A 21,198-nucleotide genomic window follows, 5' to 3' on the forward strand; every position below is an offset into this window, starting at 1 on the left:
TTGATCATGGAAAATTTAACTGATAAGTCTTCGCAAGAACATGTTAAAGCTAAGGAAAAGCCACTTTCAGCGAAAATCATCGACGCCCGTGAAAGCGGCAATTCTGTCGAGACAGTGCTTAAAACCGATGATCGCGTTATTGCACGGGTTACCGATGGCATCTATCGGCAGCCAGGATCGGCGCTTCGGGAGCTGATCTCCAACGCCTATGATGCAGATGCATCGAAGATCTATATTGACACGGATGCGCCTCGTTTCAGCTCCATAAAGATCACTGACGACGGCGTCGGTATGTCGCCAGAAGTCTTAGCACGTCTTTTAGAGCACATAGGTGGTAGCTCCAAGCGAACTATGGAAGGGAGCGAGAACGGCGTTACTTCAAGTGTAGACCCAACGATCAGCAAGAACAAGAATCGCAAGCTTATCGGAAAAATCGGTATCGGTTTGTTTTCTGTAGCTCAACTGACTCAAAAATTCCAGATTATCACCAAGGTTCAAGGCGACAGTTATCGTACTGTCGCATCCGTGGTGATGAAAACTTATACGGAAGAAGACCTGAAAACGATTGAGTCAGGTGGAAAATTTGAGAGTGGACGAGTAACAGTCTGGAGTGAACATGCTGAGGACGTTGAATCTCATGGGACAACGATTATTCTTTCGGACTTAAAACCTCAAGCTAGGGACACGCTTCGTAGTAAAGATATCTGGACAAGCATTGAAGAAGCCGATGCTGAAGACGATGGTATGGTTGGTATTGACCCGCCTCTATATCATATTGGTCATGTTGACCCGCAGACGGGTGAGCAAATAACAAATACTGCGCAGCTGCCGTGGGAAACGGATGATACCCCCGAATTGAAGTTTGAAAAGCTGGTGAATAGCGTTTGGGAGCAAGTCCATCATTCGAATCCGAATCCAAAGATTACTGACCTTTTCGATAATTACTTACAAATGGTATGGAATCTGGGCCTATCCGCTCCTATTCCATATGTTGATGGGGACTTGTTTGATGTCACTTTTGAGGAAGATATAAAGTCTTACTCGGTAGTTAACTATCAGAAAAAAGGTGCTGCCCAAGAGGTTGATGTGCCCGCAGGAAAAACAATTAGGCAGACATTCCAGCTTTCCGATGCTATTGAGGGGCATGATAAATTTGAAGTGTTTTTGGACGGGCTCAAACTAGCTCGCCCATTACGTTTTGCTAATCTTCCAACAACTGCTCATGCAATTAAAAATCCATTAATATTCGTCGGAAAGTGCCTTCAGCCATTTTCTTCGATATCAAAGGAGATAAGCGGTGGCCCACTCGAATTTGAGGCGTATCTATTTTGGACACCTAAAATAGCTCCTCGTGAGCATCGGGGGGCACTGGTTAGAATTAATGGCGCGAGTGGAACCCTGTTCGATCCTTCATTCATGCGATATCAGACAGCTGAAATCGCTAGGATGAACCAAATTACTTGCGAAATATTTGTCCGACAAGGGTTGGATGGCGCGTTGAATATCGACCGTGAATCTTTTAACTTTGCACATCCACACTATGTATTCCTTGCTAGATGGCTGCATAGTGCTCTAAAGCAAGTTACCAATACGCAGAAGAAGGTAGCGACCGATGTTCGTAAGACGACAATTGTACAGCGCACAGATGATGCTATTGATAGATTACATAGCGTTGTAGAGAAAGAATGGGTTGATGTAGGTAATGATCCAGATGAATTACCTCCACCAATAGTTTTCCAATCGTCAGAAAAAAAAGATTTACTCTCGTCTCAGTCAGACGAAGGTGCTTATGTATTTAGCAGAGAGATTATTTTTTCAGAAACGTCTGGAAAACGTGGGGCTTCAGCTAGTACAAGTGGATCGAAGGTTTTCGAAGAAAAATTAAAATCGATAGCACAGGTTCTTGCCGCTTATGGTGTTTTTGATAGCATGAGTAAAAGTAAACAAGAGCGTCTCCTGCGGGCCATTGGTGACATTATGAGCACGGGGGCTGACGAATGAATGACCAAGTTCAACAGCCCAACGACGAACAAAATGAAATGGCCGCGATCTTTGGCCAGGATGCATCATATGCTCCCAAAGGCCACAAGAAACCTAAAGAATTTAGTGCTTGGCATCGTCCCCGAAAGCAATTCGTCCGTGAGGAACAATGGTGTTCTGCTATTAGTACGCTCATAGAGAGTATTGATTTCGATGAACGCTCATTGAGATATATCGGTTTACCAGGAAATGAATTATTTGATCTCCGCACGATACACGAACTGATCTGCAAGCCAAACAATCTCCGTATGCGATTCTTGGGATTTAATAATGCCAGCGGAGTCGAAGATGATGATGGGTTTGAATTAGAGTTATCTACCGTCGAAGTTAAAGAACTGGACCGGGTTGATGGACAATCTAAGGTCATGCCGGACGATTTTCGGTCACTCGGTACAAAAAATTCTATGGCGTGGAGTAACGCTCGTAAATTTGGCCACTTTGATATTGTGAATGTGGATTTGTGCGATGGGCTTTTTACCTCTAAACCGGGTGTCACTTCGGATTCTTATTACAATGCCATTAAGGAACTCGTCAATCTTCAGGATGGCCGTGGTGAGCCCTGGTTACTTTTTTTGACAACACGTGTAGGGATAAAGGACGTCCATCCTAATACAGTTGAAATATTAAAGAATGCGATCAATCATAATCTTGCGCAGTGTCAAAGCTTTGCTCAATCAGCAAAGAAACACCTAGGGTTTGGAGATGTGGAAGCGGCGGCCGAATTATTTAAAGACGCAAAAGGATTTTCGAACCTGTTTTCAGCTGGAATTAGTAAGTGGTTGATTAGTTTAGGATTGTCGTCAACTCCGAAATGGAAGGTTTCGTTGCAAACTGTATGCCACTATACTGTTTATCCTGAGGCGACGTATCCCGACTTGCTTTCATTGGCGTTCGAATTTACACCTATTAAAATTTCAGCAGAAGATAATTTTGGTCTAGTTGCCAAGGTTAAGGGTAAACAGGCTAAGATACCAACCGAGTGCGATCTCGCGACAGAAATAGTGCCGTTCATCTCAAACGTATTGGATGTAGATGCACATCTACAGTCAGATGCCGCGTTAGCCGAAAAATACGTTGAAAGATCTGCTGCGTTGTTCGCAAAGGCTAGATATCCGAGCGATCAATATAAAGCGTGGCTCAAAGAAAACAATTATTAAAAAAAGGCAGCTAGGCTGCCTTTTTTTGAGTAACTCTATCGGTGTCGGTATCGAAAGCCTTATTCCCACGCAGCATACATACTCATTATGATGTTATCCTTTGATGAGCATCCAATGTGGGTTGCGAACAGATGGACTACACAGACTGGACAATAATTGTTAGGGTATATGGAACCTGTATGGATGACGCTAACCCGACAGCATGAATCAAGGCAGAGAGGCAATTTGCCAGTGGAGGAGCTGACCGGGTTCAGTAATTGACATTGAAGAGAGAAATTACAGGCCACCTGCTGCTTTTTGGGCGGTAAGTGGACTGCAAGGTCACTTCATGCTGAAATGATTTCTGATGGACAGTGCCAACAAAAATAACGCTATTGCCGATAAGAACACTTGGATGGATAGTGCGACATACCATTGTGAGGTAATAGATGTCGGACCAGCCATCGTTGAAAGTAGATCGAAGGAAACTTTCAGATTGGTTGGATTCAGGGCAGTGGAGGCCGACACCCTTAATGCTTGCCAAAAGATATGTCCGATCTTGCCGACACCCAGAATGAACACTATTTCAAAAGTGTAATAAATCGCAAACACCAGGCTCATAATTCCAAGAGCTATCAAGGGGCGTAAAAAACTGGTGCCATACACAGACGCGGTCCGATACAGCATAAGGCAAAACGATTCTGCAACACGGCCCTCGTCACGCAACCTATAAATCCTTGCCGACATCTCGCGACAAAAAAATCTCAGTTCAGATTCTTGGTTGTTCACCTTATTCATCGCTTGTTTTAATGTACGCCAAGCTCTTTCCTCCGCATCCGCCTGACTAATCTGAGGATTGCGCGTAGGGAAACGAGCTCGGTGAAATGTCGTATCAGGGTGTATCAACGCGTTGTGGAATGTAGGCACTTCTACGAACGAGACTCTTTCGAAGCTTGTCCGATCCAAGAAATGTACGTTGTTGAAGTTGGCCGCGCCGCCTAAAACTACATCTTCAAATCCTACCCTTTCCAAGAAGCGCGCACCTGTAAAATCAACATCACAGAAACTAGCCGAAGTGTCATTAGCGCTGAAAAGGCATTGGCGAAACGTCGAATGGCGAAATGATATGGCCTGCAAAGCACGTACGCTGTAAAAAGCGAGTAAGCCGCTAAATTCGCAGCTTTCGAACGAAGCACTATCATGAAAAGTGCAATCGGTGAAGTTCGCCTGCTTGGAAAATATGGTATTGTCAAAGTTCGCCTGACTATGAAAATTGCAGGTGTCAAAAGAAACGTTAGTTGGGAAGAAGAATCCGCTAAAGTTGACCTCATCCCAAAAATCGATCTGGCCGAAGCCAATCACAGTTCCCCAAACAGGAAGACTTCCAATCTTGCTGGCTAGGGCCGCGCGCTCTATGCCGCTGAGTGGAGTAAATTCTTTCATTGCGTCGGGTACGGCGGTAATGCCTGCTATCATTTGCGATAGCATATAGCGGTTCCAAGTCACCCTTCCTTCGCAATAGAGCGGATACAGTTCATGATCGTAGAAGGTGATGTTTGGTGGGAGCTTGTCGGTTTCTTTTGGTTGAGTAAAATTATTCGTGGTATTCATTAGTCAGACCAGTTTTATTTAAAACTTGGCTACCTTACTCAAACGAAGCTTTTAGCGCAATACTTGGTCGAGGTTTTGCTTGTTGTTTCGAGCTGCCGTGCTTAACAGACAAGTAATCTAGACGTCCTCTCTTACATCTCCGCCGACGGCTGGGACGCGGCTGAACTTAAATTTGATCTCTATCGCTGAAATGGCTCGACTGCCCTTTGAGGGATGCTGCCGTTGGGAGTCGAACACTGCGTGTCAGTTCAAGTATGAGAGAGTACACGTTAATTAAGGGCCTCTAATGACAACATTCGAGCTATGATATTTGGCAAACCCGCATGAATGCTCGATGTGACGCGGGTTCGACTCCCGTCGTCTCCACCATCAAATTTGAAAAGCCGCTGATCCCACAGCGGCTTTTCTTTTTTGCGTGTCCGTTTTGGTATTTCTAATGTACTCGACTGATGCGGCTCAAAGCTTGGACTTTATCCCTCCTCCACCATTGGAGACTCGAGCTTTCTAATTGGTTCCGAGCGAGTTAGCCGTGCAGCATTGTGTTTTGCATGTCCGGAGACTATATTTTGTATAGGGTCCACGGCGATGAAGAAGCTAGCCGACCAGTCACAAGCGCAGCAGGAGGCATATGTCCATCGGCATGTACCACTTCACGGATGGCGGTTTGCATAATGTTTGGCTGAGCAATGGCTACCTGGAGCATACGACTCCTTACGGTGACGGTGTTTCTTTTCACGATCTTGATGGCCTGGTAGTGACGATTTGTGGTGCGCTGTGCCGAAAGCCCGGCAAGCTGACCGGCGCGGAGTTCCGGTATATCCGAGGAACCTTGCTGCTTTCTCAAAAATCGCTCGGTAAGCTGTTCGGCTACTCCGAACAAGCGGTTGCCAAGTGGGAGAAGTATGACCATGTGCCCAAGCTGGTGGACGCTGCTCTTCGTCTGGTCTTTATCGAGCGGCATGACGGCAGTAAGCAAGTCGTAGCAGTCGATCTGCTCAACGCCATAGACCAAGTGGCCAATTCCCGGATTATCCTCACCGAGGCGAAGTCCAAGTGGACTTCCGCGATCAAAGTTGAAGATGCAGCGCAAGTCGCCTAGCTAGCTTCTTCTTCGCGCTTCCAGCAGAATGAGGAGGTCGAAAATGTACTCGATGAGTGCTCCTGCCAGTGCTCCGACATATAACGGCATTTTCAGCAGCACGCAGGCGATTGCCGCGAGCGATAGCGTAGCGCCGTAAACGTAGTAGATGCGCAGGCCATGGAGCATTGAGTGGAATGCACGCCGCTCCGTCCCAAGACCTTTGATAGCGCGACGGATAACGGAAAAATGACCATGAGGTAGCCTGAGATCTTTGGACACTTCCATTTGATAAACTTGTCAAAGGGCCTAACGGCATTCCTTATGGTGGAATTGCAATTAAAATTGGAGAACTCAAATGAGTCGTGCTTTTTTCGCAATTTTTTATTAATATTAATCTCGTCGCCGGCAATCGCGGCTAACGACACACTGTTCAAACAGGGACAGGTTTCTAAAACAGGTCATGTGCCAAATGATGGAATAAAACCGAACGGCGGATTTGTTCCAGATGCGACAATTGCCACCAAGATAGCACTTGCCATTCTTGAACCAATTTTTGGCAGAGATGAGGTTGATAAACAAAAGCCTTTTGGCAGAGATGAGGTTGATAAACAAAAGCCCTTTCGCGCTGAGTTAAGAGGTGGGGTGTGGATTGTCCAAGGTTCGTTCGAGCACTCGACAGGGGGGGCCGAGGTAAATATATCGAAACGCACGGGAGCCATACTTGGAGTAGTCCATGGAAAATAAATTGCAAGATTCACAATCTTAGCGTTGTTAAATAAGCATTCATTCCGAGGGCATTGACGAACGCGGCCAGAGGACAGTGAGCTTCTTGAACTATCGTCCGTACTATGGCGATTGGTTTTCAGTTTACCCCAAAGGAAATTTTCGATGTAAAATAGAAATCACTGTTGTTTCTATGTCTACTACTGAAGGGCTCACCATGAAGAAAATTATCGCTGCCAGCTTGCTGGCCTTTGCTGCAGCTGGCGCTAGCGCGGCTGAACTGGTGACCAACGGCGGTTTTGAAAACGGCGGCGCAGGTTGGGATTCGACCGCGACCGTAGGCTTTGCGCCGATCTCGGCTTACATCAATTGCTGCGGCATCGATGGCAACACCTATCCAGCCGCCAATGGCGTGGCTGCGGCGTTCTTCGGCTGGGGCCAGATGGCCGGCGGTACGCTCTTCCAGGATCTGACCACCGTTGCCAACCAAACCTACACCGTGAACTTCTCGTACGGCGCCATCTCCGGCAGTGCCTTGCAGACCCTGACGGTTGAAGCGTCGAACGGCCAGACTGTGCTGGGTTCCCTGGGCGTGAGCGCCTACGGCACCACCAACCAGGCCGCGCTGGTTTCGCCGTACTCGTTCAGCTTCGTTGCCACCGGCACCAGCACCCGTCTGCTGTTCCGCGACACCAGCCTGACCACCGACAGCACCGATGCACTGGTGGACAACGTCAGCGTCGCCGCCGCCGTGCCGGAACCAGAAACCTACGCCATGCTGCTGGCTGGCCTGGGTCTGATGGGCCTGGTAGCGCGTCGCCGCAAAGCTTAAGCATTGCCCCTGGTAGGGCGGATGTGAAAAGGCCGGGCCTCTTTGAGGTCCGGCCTTTTTGCTTTGGGCCCGCCCCGCGCCGGCCCGCCGCATCAGATCTGCGCGATGCCGCCATCCACAAACAGTTCGATGCCGTTGATGAAGGTGCTGTCGTCCGACGCCAGGAAGGTGACGGCCTTCGCCACTTCCGACGGCTGACCCAGGCGGCCGATCGGCACCAGCGAGGCCAGGTGACCCAGCAAACCGGATTGCTGCTCTTCCGGCACCAGGCCGGCCAGGCCTGGCGTATGCACCGGGCCAGGGCTGATGGCGTTGACGCGGATGTTGCGTGGTTTCAGGTCCAGCAGCCAGTTGCGGGCGAAGTTGCGCACGGCGGCTTTGCTGGCGCTGTACACGCTGAAGTTTTCCGTGCCTTGCACCGAGGTGGTCGAGGCGGTCAGGATCACCGAGCTGCCGTCTTTCAGCAAGCGCAGCGCTTTCTGCACGGTGAACAGCGTGCCTTTCACATTGCTGTCGAAGATGCGGTCGAAGTGTTCTTCGGTCACGTCTTGCAGCGCCATCATGTCGCCGCCGCCGGCGTTGGCGAACAGCACGTCCAGGTGGCCCGAGCGTTCTTCAATTTCAGCGTAGATGCGGTCCAGGTCGTCCAGTTTGGCGACGTCGCCCTGGATGCCGTAGGCATTGGCGCCGCCGGCGCGCAGGGTGGCGACCGCTGCATCCAGTTCGGCCTGGCGGCGGCCGGTGATGTACACCACCGCGCCCTGTGCCGCGAAGTCCTGGGCCGAAGCCAGGCCGATGCCGCTGGTGCCGCCGGTGACGAGTGCTACTTTACCTGCCAGTTTTTGTGCGTTGCTCATGATGTACTTCCTTTTCAAATGTGGTTGACGACGGAATCCACTTTACGCCGACCGAACTATTGAATAAAGTAGCTATAACCGAATGGATTATTTCCATTCATGAATAATAAGGAAGGATCATGGATCAATTGCAGTCGATCCGCGCATTCGCCCGCGTGGTGGAAGCCGGCAGCTTCACCAGGGCGGCGGATACGCTGGGCATGCCGAACGCCAGCCTGACCAAGGCCATCCAGCAACTGGAGGCGCACCTGCGCGTCAAGCTGCTGTTGCGCACCACGCGGCGGGTCTCGGTCACGCCCGAGGGCGCGCAGTATTATGAGAAAACCCAGCGCCTGCTGAAGGAGCTGGATGACGTGGACGCCAGCTTCAGCGCCGCGCAAACGCGGCCGCGCGGCCACCTGCGCATCGACACCGGCAGTTCGATCGCCAACCTGGTGTTGCTGCCGGCGCTGCCGGCTTTCCTGGCGCGCTATCCCGACATCCGTATCGACCTCGGCGTGTCGGACAAGCATGTCAACCTGATCGGCGACAACGTCGATTGCGTGATCCGTGGCGGCGAGCTGACCGACCTGTCGCTGATCGGCCGCCAGATCGGCAGCGCCTCGTGGGTCACCTGCGCCACGCCGACCTATCTGCGCGAGCACGGCGTGCCGCAGCATCCGTCGGAGCTGGAACAGGGCCATCTGATTGCGCACTACCTGTCCACGCGCACCGGCCGCAACGTGCCGCTCAACTTTGAACGGCGCAACGAAAAGCTGGCGATCCATGGCACGCGCGCGGTGGGCGTCAACGAGAGCAATGCCCACCTCGCCGCCGGCCTGGCCGGGCTCGGCGTGATGCAGACCTTCGCCTACATGGCGGCGCCGCACCTGGCCAGCGGGGCGCTGGTGCCGATCCTGGAAAAATGGCAGCCGGCGCCGTACCCGTTCTACGTGGTGTTTCCGTCCAACCGTTATGTGAGCAACCGCTTGCGGGTGTTCATCGACTGGTCCGCAGAGCTGTTTGCCACGCTGGCGTAGTTGAAACGCTGGCTTAGACGCGCCTCGCGGAACTGGGCCACCAGGAAGTCCACGAAGGCGCGGGTCTTGGCCGGCAGCAGGCGCTGGCCGGAAAAATACAGCGACACCACGCCAAGCTCGCCGTGCCAGTCGGGCAGCAGGTGCACCAGTTCGCCGCGTTCGAGATAGGCGGTCGCCAGCGTCAGCGGCGCCAGCGTCACGCCCATGCCCAGCGCGGCGCTGCGGCACAGCGCTTCGGTATCGTTGACGATCAGCACCGGCTTGAGGGCGACATTCCGTTTCTCGCCTTCGCCGTTACACAGGGAAAACACGCGCACCTTGCCGGTGCTGCCCGAGCGCATGGCGATCGCCGGCAGCTGTTCCAGTTCGGCGATGGTGACCGGCACGCCGGCCGTGCGCAGGAAGGCGGGCGAGGCCAGCGCCACCACGTGGATCGGACACAGTTCGCGCGCCACCATGCCTTGCGGTAGTTCCAGCGCGGCGCCCATCGCCACGTCGTAGCCGTCGGCAATCAGGTCGACCTGGCGGTTGTCCAGGTTCAGCTCCAACTGCACCGCCGGATAGCGGGCGGTGAAGGCCGGCAGCATCGGCAGCAAGAGTCCCATGCCGAGGCCGATCGGCACGCTGATCCGGAGCAGGCCGGCCGGGGCATCGTCGCTGCTGCCCAGGCGGTCCACCGCGCCCTGGATGCTGCTCAAGCCGGCGCTGACGTCTGCCAGGAACTGCGCCCCGGCCTCGGTCAGCACCAGGCTGCGCGTGCTGCGCTGGAACAGCAGCAGGCCCAGGCTTTCCTCCAGCCGCTTGACGTTGCGGCTGACCGCCGCCGGCGTCAGGCCCAGCCGGCGTGCGGCCGCCGTGAAGCTGCCCGCCTCGGCGGTGCGCACGAACGATTCGATATTGGCGAGCTTTTCCAACGTGGGATTCCGCGATTTCGCTTGAAAGTGATTTAAATAATTGCCTCTATTTTAAGCGCAATATCGTGACTATATTGACTCCCTTAAGTCTAATGGGAAGTCGCGTCATGAAAAAGATATTGGTTACCGGAGCCACCGGGCATTTGGGCAAGGGCATCGTCGAGGCCTTGCTGAAGTACGTGCCGCCGCAGCAGATCGTCGCCAGCGCGCGCGATCCGCAGGAGGCGGCCGGGCTGCGCAAGCTCGGCGTGGAGGTGCGCCGCGCCGACTACAACGACTACGACAGCCTGCTGACAGCGCTGCAGGGCATTGACAAGTTGTTCCTGGTGTCGGCCGTGGCCTTCAGCGACCGCCTGGCCCAGCACGGCAACGTGATCCGCGCGGCCGAGGCGGCCGGCGTGCGCCACATCGTCTATCCGTCGATCCAGCGCCGCGAAGGCGTGACCGCCGTGATCGACGGCGTGACCGACAGCGACATCGGCACCGAGCTGCTGCTGCGCGCTTCCGGCATGGCGTACACGATCGTCCAGCATCCGCTGTATGCGGAATTGATTCCGCTGCTGGTGGGCGAGCGCGTGGTGCGCAAGGGCCTGCGCCTGCCGGCCGGAGAGGGCCGCATTCCGCTGACCGGTCGCAAGGACCTGGCTGCGGCCAGCGCCGCCATCCTGGCCCGCGATGGCCATGAGAACACCGAGATCAGCCTGAACGCGGGTGTCAGCTATTCCATGCGCGAACTGGCCGATGTGTATTCCGAGTTGCTGGCAGTGCCGATCAGCTACACCGCCATCACGCCCGAGCAGTACGTGGCCGAGCGCGTGGCGGACGGGCTACAGGCGTCCGTGGCCGGGTTCTTCGGCAGCTGGCTGGCGGCGATCGCGGCCGGCGCCTTCGATCAGCCCGACCCGGCGCTGGAGCGCCTGCTCGGCACGCCGGCCCGGCCGCTGCACGAGGTGCTGACCGCTGCCCTGGAGTGACGGCGTCAGTCGCTTAGAAGCCCGGCGCCGGCACTTCCGGGATCTGGTTGAGCAGGCTGGCGTTGATGACGTTCCAACCGCGAATGGTGGCGATGGTGTAGCTGATCTCGGCGATTTCGTTGTCGGTGAAGTGTTCTTTCAGCTGGGCGAAATCGTCGTCGGTCGGATGCTTGTGGGGCAGGGCGTTGACCGCCTCGGCCCAGTTCAGCGCCGCGCGTTCCAGGGCGCTGAAGAAGGGGGCTTCACGCCAGCCGGAGACGGCGTTCAGGTGGCGCGGTTCGGCGCCTTGCTTGATCAGGTCGCGCCAGTGCATGTCGACGCACACGCCGCAGCCGTTGATCTGCGACACGCGCAGGTTGATCAACTCCACCAGGCGCACGCCGATCGAGCTTTTCTTGACGGAGCCGGACAGCGCGATCATGGCCTGCAGGTTGGCCGGGGCGAGTTGGAAGAAGGGAAGGCGGGCGGTTTGGGTCATGATGGGTCTCTCAAGGTAAGCGGAGCACACACAATTGCGTCTCCATACCTTGTTAGACGGGCCACCCGCCCAGCTTGTGACAGCTTTCAGAAAATAGTTTGCGGCACGCCGGTCAGTTTGTCCGGATTGCGGACGATGAAGACGGCGACGATATGGTCGTTCTCGATGCGGAACGATTGGGCCGATTCCAGTTTGCCGTCGACGTAGCGGATCAGGCCCGGCTCGCCGTTCACGCGGGCCTGGCGGTACACCACCTGTTGCGGATACTGGTGCTCCAACGACCAGAACGAGCCGGCCACGCGGCCGGCGCCGTGCAGGATGTGGAGGTAGGAGTTGACCTTGCCGCCGCCGTCGGCCACCAGCTGCACGTCGTCGGCCAGCATGGTTTTCATGGCGGCGCGATCGCCCAGTTGCGCGGCGGCGATGAAGCGGCCCAGCAGCGCGTGGTGCTGCTCTTTCTGCACCGCGAAGCGCGGCTTTTGCTGCTGCACGCGTTCCTGCGCCCGGTGCACCATCTGCCGGCAGGCCGCTTCGCTTTTGCCGAGGATGCCGGCGATGTCGGCGTAGTCGTGCTCGAACACCTGCCGCATCAAAAACGCCGCGCGCTCCTCCGGCGACAGCCGTTCCAGCACCCACATGAAGGCCATCGATACTTCGCTGGCCATTTCCACATTGCTTTCCGGCGTGCGCTCGTCGAGCTCGACGAGCGGTTCGGGCAGCCACCAGCCCACATAGGATTCACGCTCGGCCATGCGCGAGCGCAGGCGGTCGATCGACAGCCGGGTGGTGACGGTCACCAGCCACGCCTCCGCCGACTGCACGGCTTCGCGGTCGCTGTCGTGCCAGCGCAGCCAGGCGTCCTGCACCACGTCTTCGGCGTCGGCGCGGGTGCCCAGCATGCGGTAGGCAATCGAGAACAGGCGCGTGCGCAGCGCCGTGAAAATGTCGGTATCGGTCATCATGAACCTAAGACGGAGCAAGGTCCGGTTTTGTGACAAGCATAGCCGATTTCGCCGACCGCTCCCGCGAGCGTGCCGTCAGACGATGGTGTCGACCACGCCGCCGTCCACCCGCAAGGCCGCGCCGGTGGTGGCCGATGCCTGCGGCGAACAGACGTAGACCACCATATTGGCCACTTCCTCCGGCGTCGCCACCCGCTGGATGAGGGAGCCGCTGCGGTGTTCCTTGACGAAGGCATTGGCCTCGCGCTCGGCGGCCGCGTAGTCGGCGCCCGGCGCCACCAGGTCCTGCACGCCCTCCGACAAGGTCGGTCCCGGCAGCACGGCGTTGACGGTGATGCCGGTGCCGGCCAGGCTCTTGGCCAGGCCGCGCGAAATGGCCAGGTTGCCGGTCTTGGAGAAGCCGTAATGAATCATGTCGGCCGGAATACTGATGCCCGATTCGGAGGAGATGAACACGATGCGGCCCCAGTTTTTGGCCTGCATGCCGGGCAGGTAGGCGCGGCTGGCGCGCACGCCCGACATGATGTTGACTTCGAAGAAGCGGGTCCATTCCTCATCGGGAATTTCGGCAAACGGCTGCAGCTTGAAAATACCGAGGTTGTTGACCAGGATATCGGCCACCGGCTCCGCCTTTTGCAGGACGACGAAACCGTCGGCGTTGGCCAGGTCGGCCGCCACGCCGCGCACTTGCGCGCCCGGCACCTTGTCGCGCAGCCGCGCCAGGGCCTGGTCGACGTCGGCCTGCTTGCGGCCGGTGATGACGACGGTGGCGCCGGCGCCGGCCAGACCCGCCGCGATGGCGTAGCCGATGCCGCGCGTGGAGCCGGTGACAATGGCGGTCTTGCCTTTCAGATCGATCTGCATGCTGAGTCCTTTCGGGAGGGGTGGTTGGTGGTCCATCCTAGCCCAAAATGGCAGTCGCACAATCTGCTTTAAGTACTAAGTTTTGACCTTGTCCGGCACGCGGGTGACGATGACGTTGCCGTCCACCAGCTGGCAGTCGATGATGTGGGTACGCGAGGGGCCGGTGTGGCGCGAGGTCAGGTCGTGGTACTTGCCGGCGTCCTCCAGCCGCAGGTCGATGCGGAAGCTGTCCAGATTGTTGGTCTGCTGGACTTCGCGCAGGCGCTGCTTGCGGACTTCGGCTTCCTTGTCGCTGCGGCCGTGCATTTCCGGGCCTTCGAAGTAGCGGATCAGCGCGCATTCGATGACGTCGATGCGGTCCTTGAGCAGCATGTCGGCGGCGATCGGATTCTGGTTCACTTCCATTTCCGCCGGGTCGCCGTCGTCCGAGATCACTTCCACGTTCATGCGCTGGATCAGCAGCAGCATGTCGTTGTCCTCGCTGAAGCGCTGGTGCACGCGCTGCACCGGCACCAGGCGCGCGCGCGCCAGCCGGCCCACCGGATCCTTGGTCTGGCCGACGTACTGCACTTCGGTCTTGTAGTTGAGATTGTTCTCGTACTGCTGCAGCACGTCGTGGATCGACAGCGCTTCGATCAGGCCGCCCCAATTGAGCGTGAGGAAGCGGTCGGTCAGCACCACCGATGGCTTCTTCAGCGTGGCGGCGAACGGCACGGTCAGCTCGATGGTCAGCGATTCCTTCTTTTCTTCCGGCCCCACCAGCAGCGGCACGGTCAGCTTGAGCGAGAAGAAGCCCCAGCTGGTGCTGCGGTTGGTATCGAAGCGCACACGCGGGCGGTTGACGGCGAAGTAGATCAGCCGTTTTTCGCTGGTCGCTTCGAGGTCGAACTGCATGCGGCGCAGATGGCGGCCGACCGGGTCGCGGATATCCGGCACCTCGGGGAAGCCGGCGATCAGGTCGTACCAGTGGAATTTGGCGTCGGCCACGGTGACCACCCAGGTCTGCGGCGCTGCGGTGCGCTGCGGCATCAGCGGCAGCAGCTCCTCCATCGCATCGGGCGGCGGGGCGACCAGGTCGTGGAACGGCTCGGGCGCTTCTTCGAACAGGGCGCCTATGCCCAGCTCTTCCGGCGACGGATCTGGGTAATCGTCGTCGTCATTGCTCATGTTGCGCGCTCCAAGTGTCTCATCGTTCCGTGATTATAGTGCCTTCAGCGCGACATTTCCATGTGGAAACAGTCGGCAGCGGCAAGAAAATCACTCAATGTAACACTACTCAGGCCTTGGCGCGCTTCGTCACGATAGGCAGGGGCATGGCGCTGACGTGGGCCTGGCCGTCGGCGATGAAGCAGCTCAGCAGGTGGCGATCGGCCGCCCCGGCGAACTCGGAACCGAGCTGGTTGTAGGAACCGGCGCCTTCCGGCAGCGCCAGGTCGATGGTGTACTGGACCAGGTTGTTGGCATCCTTGACCGCGCCCAGGCGTTCGCGGCGCAGCTTGCATTCCTCGGCGGGATGGTTGCGCGGGCTGGCGCCTTCGAAGTGGCGGATCAGGGCCGCCTCGATCACATCGATGCGCTCGTCCTGCAGGGCCTCCGCCTCGTGTGGATGGGCGTTCTGCGGCTGCGCGGCCGGATCGCCTTCGGCGCAGCTCACGTCCACCGCCACGCCCACCACCAACAGCAGGGTGTCGTAGTCGTCGCCGAACTGGGCGCGCACCTTGTGCATGGCCGGTAGACGGCCCTTGCCGAGGCGGCCGTCGGGGTCGCGCGTATGGCCGACATACGCCACCTTGCCGGGCAGTTTGCTGGCGGGAGCATAGGTTCGCAGCAGGTCGTGGACGGAGAACACTTCCACCAGGCCGCCCCAATTCAGGCTGATGAAATTCTCGCTCAGGATGACGGTCGGCTTTTTCATGGTGGCCGCGAACGGCACCTTGAGTTCGACGGTGACATGGTCTTTCACGCGCTCCGCGCCCAGCAGCAGCGGCAGGGTCAGCTTGAGCGAGAAGAAGCCCCATTGCACCGCGCCGGTGATGTCGAAGCGCACGCGCGGGCGGGCGATGGCGAAGAACAGGTGGCGTTGTTCGGCGGTGGCGTCCAGCTCGAACTGCATGCGGCGCAGGTAGCGGCCGATGGGATCGCGCAGCTCGGGTTTTTCGCCGAAACCGGTCAGCAGGTCGTACCAGTAGTATTTGGCGTCGGCCACGCGCACCATCCAGCTTTGCGGGGCGCTGGTGCGTTGGGGCAGGGGAAGATCGGTATCGAAGTGCGGCTGCGGGGTTTGGGCAGCAAGTTCCAGGGAATCCATGATGCACCTGTGTAGTTAAATGCCATGCAGACTACCTATATTTTTTCCGCACGGCAACATATTCGTGCGCGATGACTCGTCTATACAACGCCTAGGCCGCCAATGGCCGGGCCGCCAGCGTGGTTTGCAGCAGCGCCAGCAGCTCGGGCGGTTGCTGGAATACATAATCGGCTTGCCAATGTTGCGGTTCGGCCGGGCCGCAATAGCCCCAGCCGCAGCCGATGGTCAGCATGCCGGCGGCCTTGCCGGCCTGGATGTCGCGCAGGTCGTCGCCGACGTACCAGCACTGCTCCGGCGCCAGGTCCAGGCGGCGTGCCGCTTCCAGCAGCGGGGCCGGGTGCGGCTTGGCGTGCGGCGTGGTGTCGCCCGAGATCGAGCAGGCCGCGTGCGCCAGGCCGATCTGCGGCAGCAGCGGGTCGGTGAAGCGCTTGGGCTTGTTGGTGACGATGCCCCATTGCAGGCCCGCCGCTTCAATGCCCGCCAGCAGCTCGGTGATGCCGTCGAACAGGCCGCTGTGCACGGCCATGGCCGCTGCGTAGTTGGCGAAGAAGCCTTCGCGCAGTTCATCGTAGCCCTGGTCCTCCGGCTTCAGGCCAAAGGACGCGCCGATCATGCCGCGCGCGCCGGCCGAGGCGGTCGGGCGCAGGATGGCGTAGTCGGTCGGCGTTAGCCCGCGCGCGGTGCGCAGCAGGTTGACGGCGGCGGCCAGGTCGGGCGCGGTGTCGGCCAGTGTGCCGTCGAGGTCGAACAGGATGGCGCGGGGAACGGCGGGCAAGGTCATGGTCATGATGATTACAGTGGGCGGCGCGCGGCCACCAGGTAGTTGACGCTGGTGTCGTCGTTGAGCGAGTAGATCTTGGTCAGCGGATTGTAGCCCATGCCCTTGAAACCTTGCACTTCCAGCCCGGCGCTGCGGATGAACTGCGATAGCTCGGACGGCGTGATGAACTTCTCGTAGTCGTGGGTGCCCTTGGGCAGCATGTTGAGGATGTACTCGGCGCCGATGACGGCGAACAGATAGGCTTTCGGATTGCGGTTCAGCGTCGAGAAGAACACCTGGCCGCCCGGTTTCACCAGCGCGGCGGCGGCGCGCACGATGGCGGCCGGGTCCGGCACGTGTTCGAGCATTTCCATGCAGGTGACCACGTCGTACTGGCCGGCTTCCTGCGCGGCCATGTCTTCGGCGGCGATCAGCTTGTAGCGCACCTGCACGCCGGATTCGAGCGAATGCAGGTCGGCCACTTTCAGGGCTTTCTCGCCGAGGTCGATGCCGGTGACGGTGGCGCCCTTGCGCGCCATCGATTCGGACAGGATGCCGCCGCCGCAACCGATGTCGATCACGTTCTTGCCGGCCAGCGGGGCGCGCGCGTTGATCCATTCCAGGCGCAGCGGATTAATCTCGTGCAGCGGGCGGAACTCCGAGGTCGGGTCCCACCAGCGGTGGGCGAGTTCGGCGAATTTTTGCAGTTCTAATGGATCAGCGTTCATGGCAACGATTTTAAAAGACTAATCCCGCTATTCTAAAGCAAGCGGACAAAAAAAAGCCCCGTCTGCACTGAGCGCGATCTTGAGCGCGCTCAGGCCGACGGGGCCCTTCATGTAGCGGTCAGCGAATTACTTGCTGGTGCCGACTACTTCGATTTCTACGCGACGGTTTTTAGCGCGGCCTTCTGCAGTTTTGTTGTCGGCAACTGGCTGTTTCTCGCCTTTGCCTTCGGTGTACACGCGGTTGGCTTCAACACCTTTGGAGATGATGTAGGCCTTGACGGCTTCAGCGCGGCGTACCGACAGCTTCTGGTTGTACTCGTCCGAACCCACCGAGTCGGTGTGACCGACGGCGATGATGACTTCCAGGTTGATCGAACCCAGTTTCGACGCTACGTCGTCCAGCTTGGCTTTGCCTTCTGGTTTCAGGACGGCTTTGTCGAAGTCGAAGAACGCGTCAGCTGCGAAGCTCACTTTTTGTGCGGTTGGCACTGGTGCTGGCGCAGGTGCTGGCATTGGGGCCGGTGCTGGAGCAGGTGCTGGAGCGACTGGTGGCTGCGGAGGCGCTACGCACTTGCCGTTTTCCAGCTTCTCTGGCTCTACGCACAGTGGCAGATCGCAACCTGGCACGGCATCAGCCGGGGTCCAGTAGCCGGTGCGCCAGCACAGACCGAACGGGTCACGGGCGATGATGCCGCGGGCGTCCTGAACGTAGGCGCTTTTCGGGGTCGAAGCCTTGATGTCGGTGGTGACCGGTGCGTATGGTGGCGCGGTCGGGGTGGTCTGGGCGATGGCGGAGGCAGCGAATGCAGCCGAGATGGCCAGCATCGAAATCAGTTTTTTCATATTTTTTTTCCTTTCGGGGGTGATATCTGCAGAAAACTGCGCGTCGTAGTTCTTTGCGTGGGGCGAATTCTACCACGCAGGGGCGTCGGACCCGTTTTCCGCTTGTGATTCAAGCAATTGACTTCTCGTCCATTTTGCCACAAGCGCCGCAATTCGTTTGGCGGGCTCCAACATGGCGCTGTTTCGGGTTCAACCAAAATGTTGTTTTGTTGCAACGCGATTGTCGATAATAATTGAGTAATGTGTCATGAATATTACAAGTTGTTACTCGCACCAATAGTGTGCGACCCCGCATGATTGCTGGGCCAACGCGGAAATCCGCTTGTTGCCTTGCGCCCATGCTAAAATCGACCGCTTGCCTGTCTCTTTGGAGAGGCTTAATAAACCACAGTAAAACGACCGGCCAATGGATCAATTCGCAAAAGAAACAATCCCAATTTCCCTCGAAGAAGAGATGCGCAAGAGCTACCTCGATTACGCCATGAGCGTAATCGTCGGCCGCGCCTTGCCGGACGTGCGTGACGGCTTGAAGCCGGTACACCGCCGCGTCCTGTTCTCGATGCACGAAATGAACAACGTCTGGAACCGTCCCTATGTCAAATGCGCCCGTGTGGTGGGCGAGACCATGGGTAAGTTCCACCCGCACGGCGACGCCTCGATCTACGACACGCTGGTGCGTATGGCGCAGGACTTCTCGCTGCGCTACATGCTGGTCGACGGCCAGGGCAACTTCGGCTCCGTCGACGGCGACGGCGCGGCGGCGATGCGTTACACCGAGTGCCGTCTCGACAAGATTTCCAGCGAACTGCTGGCCGACATCGACAAGGACACGGTCGACTTCCAGCCGAACTACGACGGCAAGGAAAAAGAGCCGACCGTCCTGCCGACCCGTATCCCCAACCTGCTGATCAACGGTTCGTCCGGTATCGCGGTGGGTATGGCGACCAACATTCCGCCGCACAACCTGCATGAAGTGATTGCCGGCGCGCTGCACGTGCTGAACAATCCGGACTGCTCGATCGATGAACTGATCGAACTGATCCCGGCGCCGGACTTCCCGACCGGCGGCACCATCTACGGCGTCTCCGGCGTGCGCGACGGTTACCGCACCGGCCGTGGCCGCGTGGTGATGCGCGCCAAGACCCACTACGAAGAATACGGCAAGGACGGCGGCCGCACGGCCATCATCGTTGACGAGCTGCCGTACCAGGTCAACAAGAAATCGCTGCTCGAACGCATCGCCGAAAACGTGCGCGACAAGAAGCTCGAAGGCATTTCCGACATCCGCGATGAGTCCGACAAGTCGGGCATGCGCGTGGTGATCGAGCTGAAGCGCGGCGAAGTACCGGAAGTGGTGCTCAACAACCTGTACAAGCAAACGCAATTGCAGGACACCTTCGGCATGAACATGGTGGCGCTGGTCGACGGCCAGCCGCGCCTGCTGAACCTGAAGGAAATGCTGTCGTGCTTCCTGTCGCACCGCCGCGAAGTGGTGACGCGCCGTACCGTGTTCGAACTGCGCAAGGCGCGCGAACGCGGCCACGTGCTGGAAGGCCTGGCCGTAGCGCTGGCCAACATCGATGAATTCATCGCCCTGATCAAGGCCGCGCCGACGCCACCGGTGGCGAAGAGCGCCCTGATGGACCGTTCGTGGGATTCCTCGCTGGTGCGCGAGATGCTGGCCCGTACCGGCGAAGGCGAGACCCTGGGCGGCATCGACGCCTTCCGTCCCGAGCACCTGCCTAAGCACTACGGCATGCAGCCGGACGGCATGTACAAGCTGTCGGACGACCAGGCGCAAGAGATTCTGCAGATGCGCCTGCAACGCCTGACCGGCCTGGAGCAGGACAAGATCGTCAACGAGTACAAGGACGTGATGGCCGAAATCGCCGACCTGCTGGACATCCTGTCCAAACCGTCGCGCGTGACCACCATCATTACCGAAGAGATGACCTCGGTGGTGACCGAGTTCGGCGACCCGAACAAGGACCCGCGCCGTTCCAACATCGAGCACAACGCCAGCGACCTGAATACCGAAGACCTGATCACGCCGCAGGACATGGTGGTGACCCTGTCGCACACCGGTTACATGAAGGCGCAGCCGATTACCGAGTACCGCTCGCAAAAGCGCGGCGGGCGCGGCAAGCAGGCCATGGCCACCAAGGATGAGGACTGGATCGACCAGCTGTTCATCGCCAACACGCACGATTACATCCTGTGCTTCTCCAACCGTGGCCGCATGTACTGGCTCAAGGTATGGGAAGTGCCGCAAGGCTCGCGCAACTCGCGCGGCAAGCCGATCGTCAACATGTTCCCGTTGGCGGACAATGAGAAGATCACGGTCATCCTGCCGCTGTCGGGCGAGAACCGCACCTTCCCTGAAGACCACTACGTCTTCATGTCCACCAGCCTGGGCACCGTGAAGAAAACGCCGCTGAAAGACTTCAGCAATCCACGCAAGGCCGGCATCATCGCGGTCGACCTGGACGAGGGCGACTTCCTGATCGGCGCCGCGCTGACCGATGGCGAACACGATGTGATGCTGTTCTCCGACTCCGGCAAGGCCGTGCGTTTCGACGAAAACGACGTGCGTCCAATGGGCCGCAACGCCCGTGGCGTGCGCGGCATGAACCTGGACGAAGGCCAGCGCGTGATTGCGCTGCTGGTGGCCGAGAACGAGCAGCAGTCGGTGCTGACCGCGACCGAGAACGGCTTCGGCAAGCGTACGCCGATCACCGAGTACACCCGTCACGGCCGTGGCACGAAAGGCATGATCGCCATCCAGACCTCCGAGCGTAACGGCAAGGTGGTGGCGGCGACCTTGGTCGATTCGACCGACGAGATCATGCTGATCACCACCGGCGGCGTGCTGATTCGCACCCGCGTGTCGGAAATCCGCGAGATGGGCCGCGCGACCCAGGGTGTGACCCTGATCGCAGTGGAAGACGGTACCAAGCTGTCCGGCCTGCAGCGCGTGGTGGAAACCGACATCGACGAAGTCGAGCTGGAACCAGGCCCGGATTCAGCTGCAGAGTAAAGCTCAGAGCATCGAGACAGCGGGGCCACGA

Annotated in this window: 20 protein-coding genes; 8 read left to right on the forward strand and 12 right to left on the reverse strand. The window is 58.0% G+C overall.

Annotated features, from left to right (window positions below; translation table 11 throughout):
- Nucleotides 1–6: 6 nt before the first annotated feature.
- Both ACXZ1M_RS21205 and ACXZ1M_RS21210 read left to right on the forward strand, forming a co-directional pair.
- The gene (locus tag ACXZ1M_RS21205) at nucleotides 7–2,001 is read left to right on the forward strand and encodes an ATP-binding protein (protein WP_459049610.1); all 1,995 of its coding nucleotides are present in this window, start codon (nucleotides 7–9) and stop codon (nucleotides 1,999–2,001) included.
- Entirely contained in the window at nucleotides 1,998–3,197 is a 1,200-nt protein-coding gene (locus ACXZ1M_RS21210; RefSeq protein ID WP_459049611.1) for a PP_RS20740 family protein, read from the forward strand. Before ACXZ1M_RS21205 ends, ACXZ1M_RS21210 begins: the two co-directional genes overlap by 4 nt.
- A 321-nt stretch (nucleotides 3,198–3,518) precedes the next feature.
- On the opposite strand, the gene ACXZ1M_RS21215 is transcribed toward ACXZ1M_RS21210, so the two are convergent.
- A complete protein-coding gene (locus ACXZ1M_RS21215) occupies nucleotides 3,519–4,787 on the reverse strand; it encodes a pentapeptide repeat-containing protein (protein WP_459049612.1) in 1,269 nt (422 codons plus the stop codon).
- A 628-nt stretch (nucleotides 4,788–5,415) separates the two neighbouring features.
- Here ACXZ1M_RS21215 and ACXZ1M_RS21220 point away from each other — a divergent pair.
- On the forward strand, nucleotides 5,416–5,886 hold the full coding sequence (locus tag ACXZ1M_RS21220) for a hypothetical protein (protein ID WP_459049613.1): 471 nt from the start codon (nucleotides 5,416–5,418) through the stop codon (nucleotides 5,884–5,886).
- On the opposite strand, the gene ACXZ1M_RS21225 is transcribed toward ACXZ1M_RS21220, so the two are convergent.
- Nucleotides 5,887–6,153 carry a hypothetical protein gene (locus tag ACXZ1M_RS21225; protein WP_459049614.1) on the reverse strand — a complete coding sequence of 89 codons (267 nt, stop codon included), beginning with the start codon at nucleotides 6,151–6,153 and terminating at the stop codon, nucleotides 5,887–5,889.
- 36 nt (nucleotides 6,154–6,189) lie between these two features.
- Between ACXZ1M_RS21225 and ACXZ1M_RS21230 the strand changes: the two genes are divergently transcribed.
- Both ACXZ1M_RS21230 and ACXZ1M_RS21235 read left to right on the forward strand, forming a co-directional pair.
- Nucleotides 6,190–6,612, forward strand: coding sequence for an NTF2 fold immunity protein (locus ACXZ1M_RS21230; RefSeq protein ID WP_459049615.1), 423 nt, complete (start codon nucleotides 6,190–6,192; stop codon nucleotides 6,610–6,612).
- A gap of 196 nt (nucleotides 6,613–6,808) precedes the next feature.
- Nucleotides 6,809–7,423, forward strand: coding sequence for a PEP-CTERM sorting domain-containing protein (locus ACXZ1M_RS21235; protein WP_459049616.1), 615 nt, complete (start codon nucleotides 6,809–6,811; stop codon nucleotides 7,421–7,423).
- A gap of 92 nt (nucleotides 7,424–7,515) precedes the next feature.
- Here the strand turns inward: ACXZ1M_RS21235 and ACXZ1M_RS21240 are convergent, their stop codons facing one another.
- The gene (locus tag ACXZ1M_RS21240; RefSeq protein ID WP_459049617.1) at nucleotides 7,516–8,280 is read right to left on the reverse strand and encodes an SDR family NAD(P)-dependent oxidoreductase; all 765 of its coding nucleotides are present in this window, start codon (nucleotides 8,278–8,280) and stop codon (nucleotides 7,516–7,518) included.
- Nucleotides 8,281–8,399: 119 nt separating this feature from the next.
- Between ACXZ1M_RS21240 and ACXZ1M_RS21245 the strand changes: the two genes are divergently transcribed.
- Nucleotides 8,400–9,299 carry a LysR family transcriptional regulator gene (locus ACXZ1M_RS21245; RefSeq protein WP_459049618.1) on the forward strand — a complete coding sequence of 300 codons (900 nt, stop codon included), beginning with the start codon at nucleotides 8,400–8,402 and terminating at the stop codon, nucleotides 9,297–9,299.
- On the opposite strand, the gene ACXZ1M_RS21250 is transcribed toward ACXZ1M_RS21245, so the two are convergent.
- Nucleotides 9,233–10,213, reverse strand: coding sequence for a LysR family transcriptional regulator (locus tag ACXZ1M_RS21250; protein WP_459049619.1), 981 nt, complete (start codon nucleotides 10,211–10,213; stop codon nucleotides 9,233–9,235). The two genes, ACXZ1M_RS21245 and ACXZ1M_RS21250, sit on opposite strands and share 67 nt — an antisense overlap.
- Nucleotides 10,214–10,320: 107 nt before the next feature.
- On the opposite strand from ACXZ1M_RS21250, the gene ACXZ1M_RS21255 reads away from it, so the two are divergent.
- On the forward strand, nucleotides 10,321–11,187 hold the full coding sequence (locus ACXZ1M_RS21255) for an NmrA family NAD(P)-binding protein (RefSeq protein WP_459049620.1): 867 nt from the start codon (nucleotides 10,321–10,323) through the stop codon (nucleotides 11,185–11,187).
- A gap of 13 nt (nucleotides 11,188–11,200) precedes the next feature.
- Here the strand turns inward: ACXZ1M_RS21255 and ACXZ1M_RS21260 are convergent, their stop codons facing one another.
- The 8 genes from ACXZ1M_RS21260 to ompA all read right to left on the reverse strand — a co-directional run bounded on the left by ACXZ1M_RS21260 (nucleotide 11,201) and on the right by ompA (nucleotide 18,130).
- Nucleotides 11,201–11,665 (reverse strand): carboxymuconolactone decarboxylase family protein, encoded by a 465-nt coding sequence (locus tag ACXZ1M_RS21260; protein WP_459049621.1) that lies wholly within the window; start codon nucleotides 11,663–11,665, stop codon nucleotides 11,201–11,203.
- A gap of 86 nt (nucleotides 11,666–11,751) precedes the next feature.
- Nucleotides 11,752–12,624: an RNA polymerase sigma-70 factor gene (locus ACXZ1M_RS21265; RefSeq protein WP_459054056.1), complete on the reverse strand. Its 873-nt coding sequence runs from the start codon at nucleotides 12,622–12,624 to the stop codon at nucleotides 11,752–11,754.
- Nucleotides 12,625–12,702: 78 nt separating this feature from the next.
- The gene (locus tag ACXZ1M_RS21270) at nucleotides 12,703–13,491 is read right to left on the reverse strand and encodes an SDR family NAD(P)-dependent oxidoreductase (RefSeq protein ID WP_459049622.1); all 789 of its coding nucleotides are present in this window, start codon (nucleotides 13,489–13,491) and stop codon (nucleotides 12,703–12,705) included.
- A 75-nt stretch (nucleotides 13,492–13,566) separates the two neighbouring features.
- Nucleotides 13,567–14,658, reverse strand: coding sequence for a hypothetical protein (locus ACXZ1M_RS21275; RefSeq protein WP_459049623.1), 1,092 nt, complete (start codon nucleotides 14,656–14,658; stop codon nucleotides 13,567–13,569).
- A gap of 109 nt (nucleotides 14,659–14,767) precedes the next feature.
- The gene (locus tag ACXZ1M_RS21280; protein ID WP_459049624.1) at nucleotides 14,768–15,799 is read right to left on the reverse strand and encodes a hypothetical protein; all 1,032 of its coding nucleotides are present in this window, start codon (nucleotides 15,797–15,799) and stop codon (nucleotides 14,768–14,770) included.
- Between the two features lie 91 nt (nucleotides 15,800–15,890).
- Nucleotides 15,891–16,580 (reverse strand): HAD family hydrolase, encoded by a 690-nt coding sequence (locus tag ACXZ1M_RS21285; RefSeq protein WP_459054057.1) that lies wholly within the window; start codon nucleotides 16,578–16,580, stop codon nucleotides 15,891–15,893.
- 11 nt (nucleotides 16,581–16,591) lie between these two features.
- The gene (gene ubiG, locus ACXZ1M_RS21290) at nucleotides 16,592–17,287 is read right to left on the reverse strand and encodes a bifunctional 2-polyprenyl-6-hydroxyphenol methylase/3-demethylubiquinol 3-O-methyltransferase UbiG (RefSeq protein WP_459049625.1); all 696 of its coding nucleotides are present in this window, start codon (nucleotides 17,285–17,287) and stop codon (nucleotides 16,592–16,594) included.
- Between the two features lie 126 nt (nucleotides 17,288–17,413).
- On the reverse strand, nucleotides 17,414–18,130 hold the full coding sequence (ompA, locus tag ACXZ1M_RS21295; protein ID WP_459049626.1) for an outer membrane protein OmpA: 717 nt from the start codon (nucleotides 18,128–18,130) through the stop codon (nucleotides 17,414–17,416).
- Between the two features lie 406 nt (nucleotides 18,131–18,536).
- Between ompA and gyrA the strand changes: the two genes are divergently transcribed.
- Nucleotides 18,537–21,167, forward strand: coding sequence for a DNA gyrase subunit A (gene gyrA, locus ACXZ1M_RS21300; RefSeq protein WP_459049627.1), 2,631 nt, complete (start codon nucleotides 18,537–18,539; stop codon nucleotides 21,165–21,167).
- Nucleotides 21,168–21,198 lie beyond the last annotated feature (31 nt).

The organism is Duganella paludis, from assembly GCF_054461335.1.

What these genes read in the sequence shown, in the direction of transcription:
- gyrA (WP_459049627.1), top strand. Translation starts at nt 18,537, where the DNA reads ATGGATCAATTCGCAAAAGAAACAATCCCAATTTCCCTCGAAGAAGAG.
- ACXZ1M_RS21220 (WP_459049613.1), top strand. Translation starts at nt 5,416, where the DNA reads ATGTCCATCGGCATGTACCACTTCACGGATGGCGGTTTGCATAATGTT.
- ACXZ1M_RS21285 (WP_459054057.1), bottom strand. Translation starts at nt 16,580, where the DNA reads ATGACCTTGCCCGCCGTTCCCCGCGCCATCCTGTTCGACCTCGACGGC.
- ACXZ1M_RS21240 (WP_459049617.1), bottom strand. Translation starts at nt 8,280, where the DNA reads ATGAGCAACGCACAAAAACTGGCAGGTAAAGTAGCACTCGTCACCGGC.
- ACXZ1M_RS21215 (WP_459049612.1), bottom strand. Translation starts at nt 4,787, where the DNA reads ATGAATACCACGAATAATTTTACTCAACCAAAAGAAACCGACAAGCTC.
- ACXZ1M_RS21230 (WP_459049615.1), top strand. Translation starts at nt 6,190, where the DNA reads ATGGTGGAATTGCAATTAAAATTGGAGAACTCAAATGAGTCGTGCTTT.
- ACXZ1M_RS21225 (WP_459049614.1), bottom strand. Translation starts at nt 6,153, where the DNA reads ATGGAAGTGTCCAAAGATCTCAGGCTACCTCATGGTCATTTTTCCGTT.
- ACXZ1M_RS21235 (WP_459049616.1), top strand. Translation starts at nt 6,809, where the DNA reads ATGAAGAAAATTATCGCTGCCAGCTTGCTGGCCTTTGCTGCAGCTGGC.
- ACXZ1M_RS21210 (WP_459049611.1), top strand. Translation starts at nt 1,998, where the DNA reads ATGAATGACCAAGTTCAACAGCCCAACGACGAACAAAATGAAATGGCC.
- ACXZ1M_RS21275 (WP_459049623.1), bottom strand. Translation starts at nt 14,658, where the DNA reads ATGAGCAATGACGACGACGATTACCCAGATCCGTCGCCGGAAGAGCTG.
- ACXZ1M_RS21245 (WP_459049618.1), top strand. Translation starts at nt 8,400, where the DNA reads ATGGATCAATTGCAGTCGATCCGCGCATTCGCCCGCGTGGTGGAAGCC.
- ACXZ1M_RS21205 (WP_459049610.1), top strand. Translation starts at nt 7, where the DNA reads ATGGAAAATTTAACTGATAAGTCTTCGCAAGAACATGTTAAAGCTAAG.
- ompA (WP_459049626.1), bottom strand. Translation starts at nt 18,130, where the DNA reads ATGAAAAAACTGATTTCGATGCTGGCCATCTCGGCTGCATTCGCTGCC.
- ACXZ1M_RS21280 (WP_459049624.1), bottom strand. Translation starts at nt 15,799, where the DNA reads ATGGATTCCCTGGAACTTGCTGCCCAAACCCCGCAGCCGCACTTCGAT.
- ubiG (WP_459049625.1), bottom strand. Translation starts at nt 17,287, where the DNA reads ATGAACGCTGATCCATTAGAACTGCAAAAATTCGCCGAACTCGCCCAC.
- ACXZ1M_RS21270 (WP_459049622.1), bottom strand. Translation starts at nt 13,491, where the DNA reads ATGCAGATCGATCTGAAAGGCAAGACCGCCATTGTCACCGGCTCCACG.
- ACXZ1M_RS21255 (WP_459049620.1), top strand. Translation starts at nt 10,321, where the DNA reads ATGAAAAAGATATTGGTTACCGGAGCCACCGGGCATTTGGGCAAGGGC.
- ACXZ1M_RS21260 (WP_459049621.1), bottom strand. Translation starts at nt 11,665, where the DNA reads ATGACCCAAACCGCCCGCCTTCCCTTCTTCCAACTCGCCCCGGCCAAC.
- ACXZ1M_RS21265 (WP_459054056.1), bottom strand. Translation starts at nt 12,624, where the DNA reads ATGACCGATACCGACATTTTCACGGCGCTGCGCACGCGCCTGTTCTCG.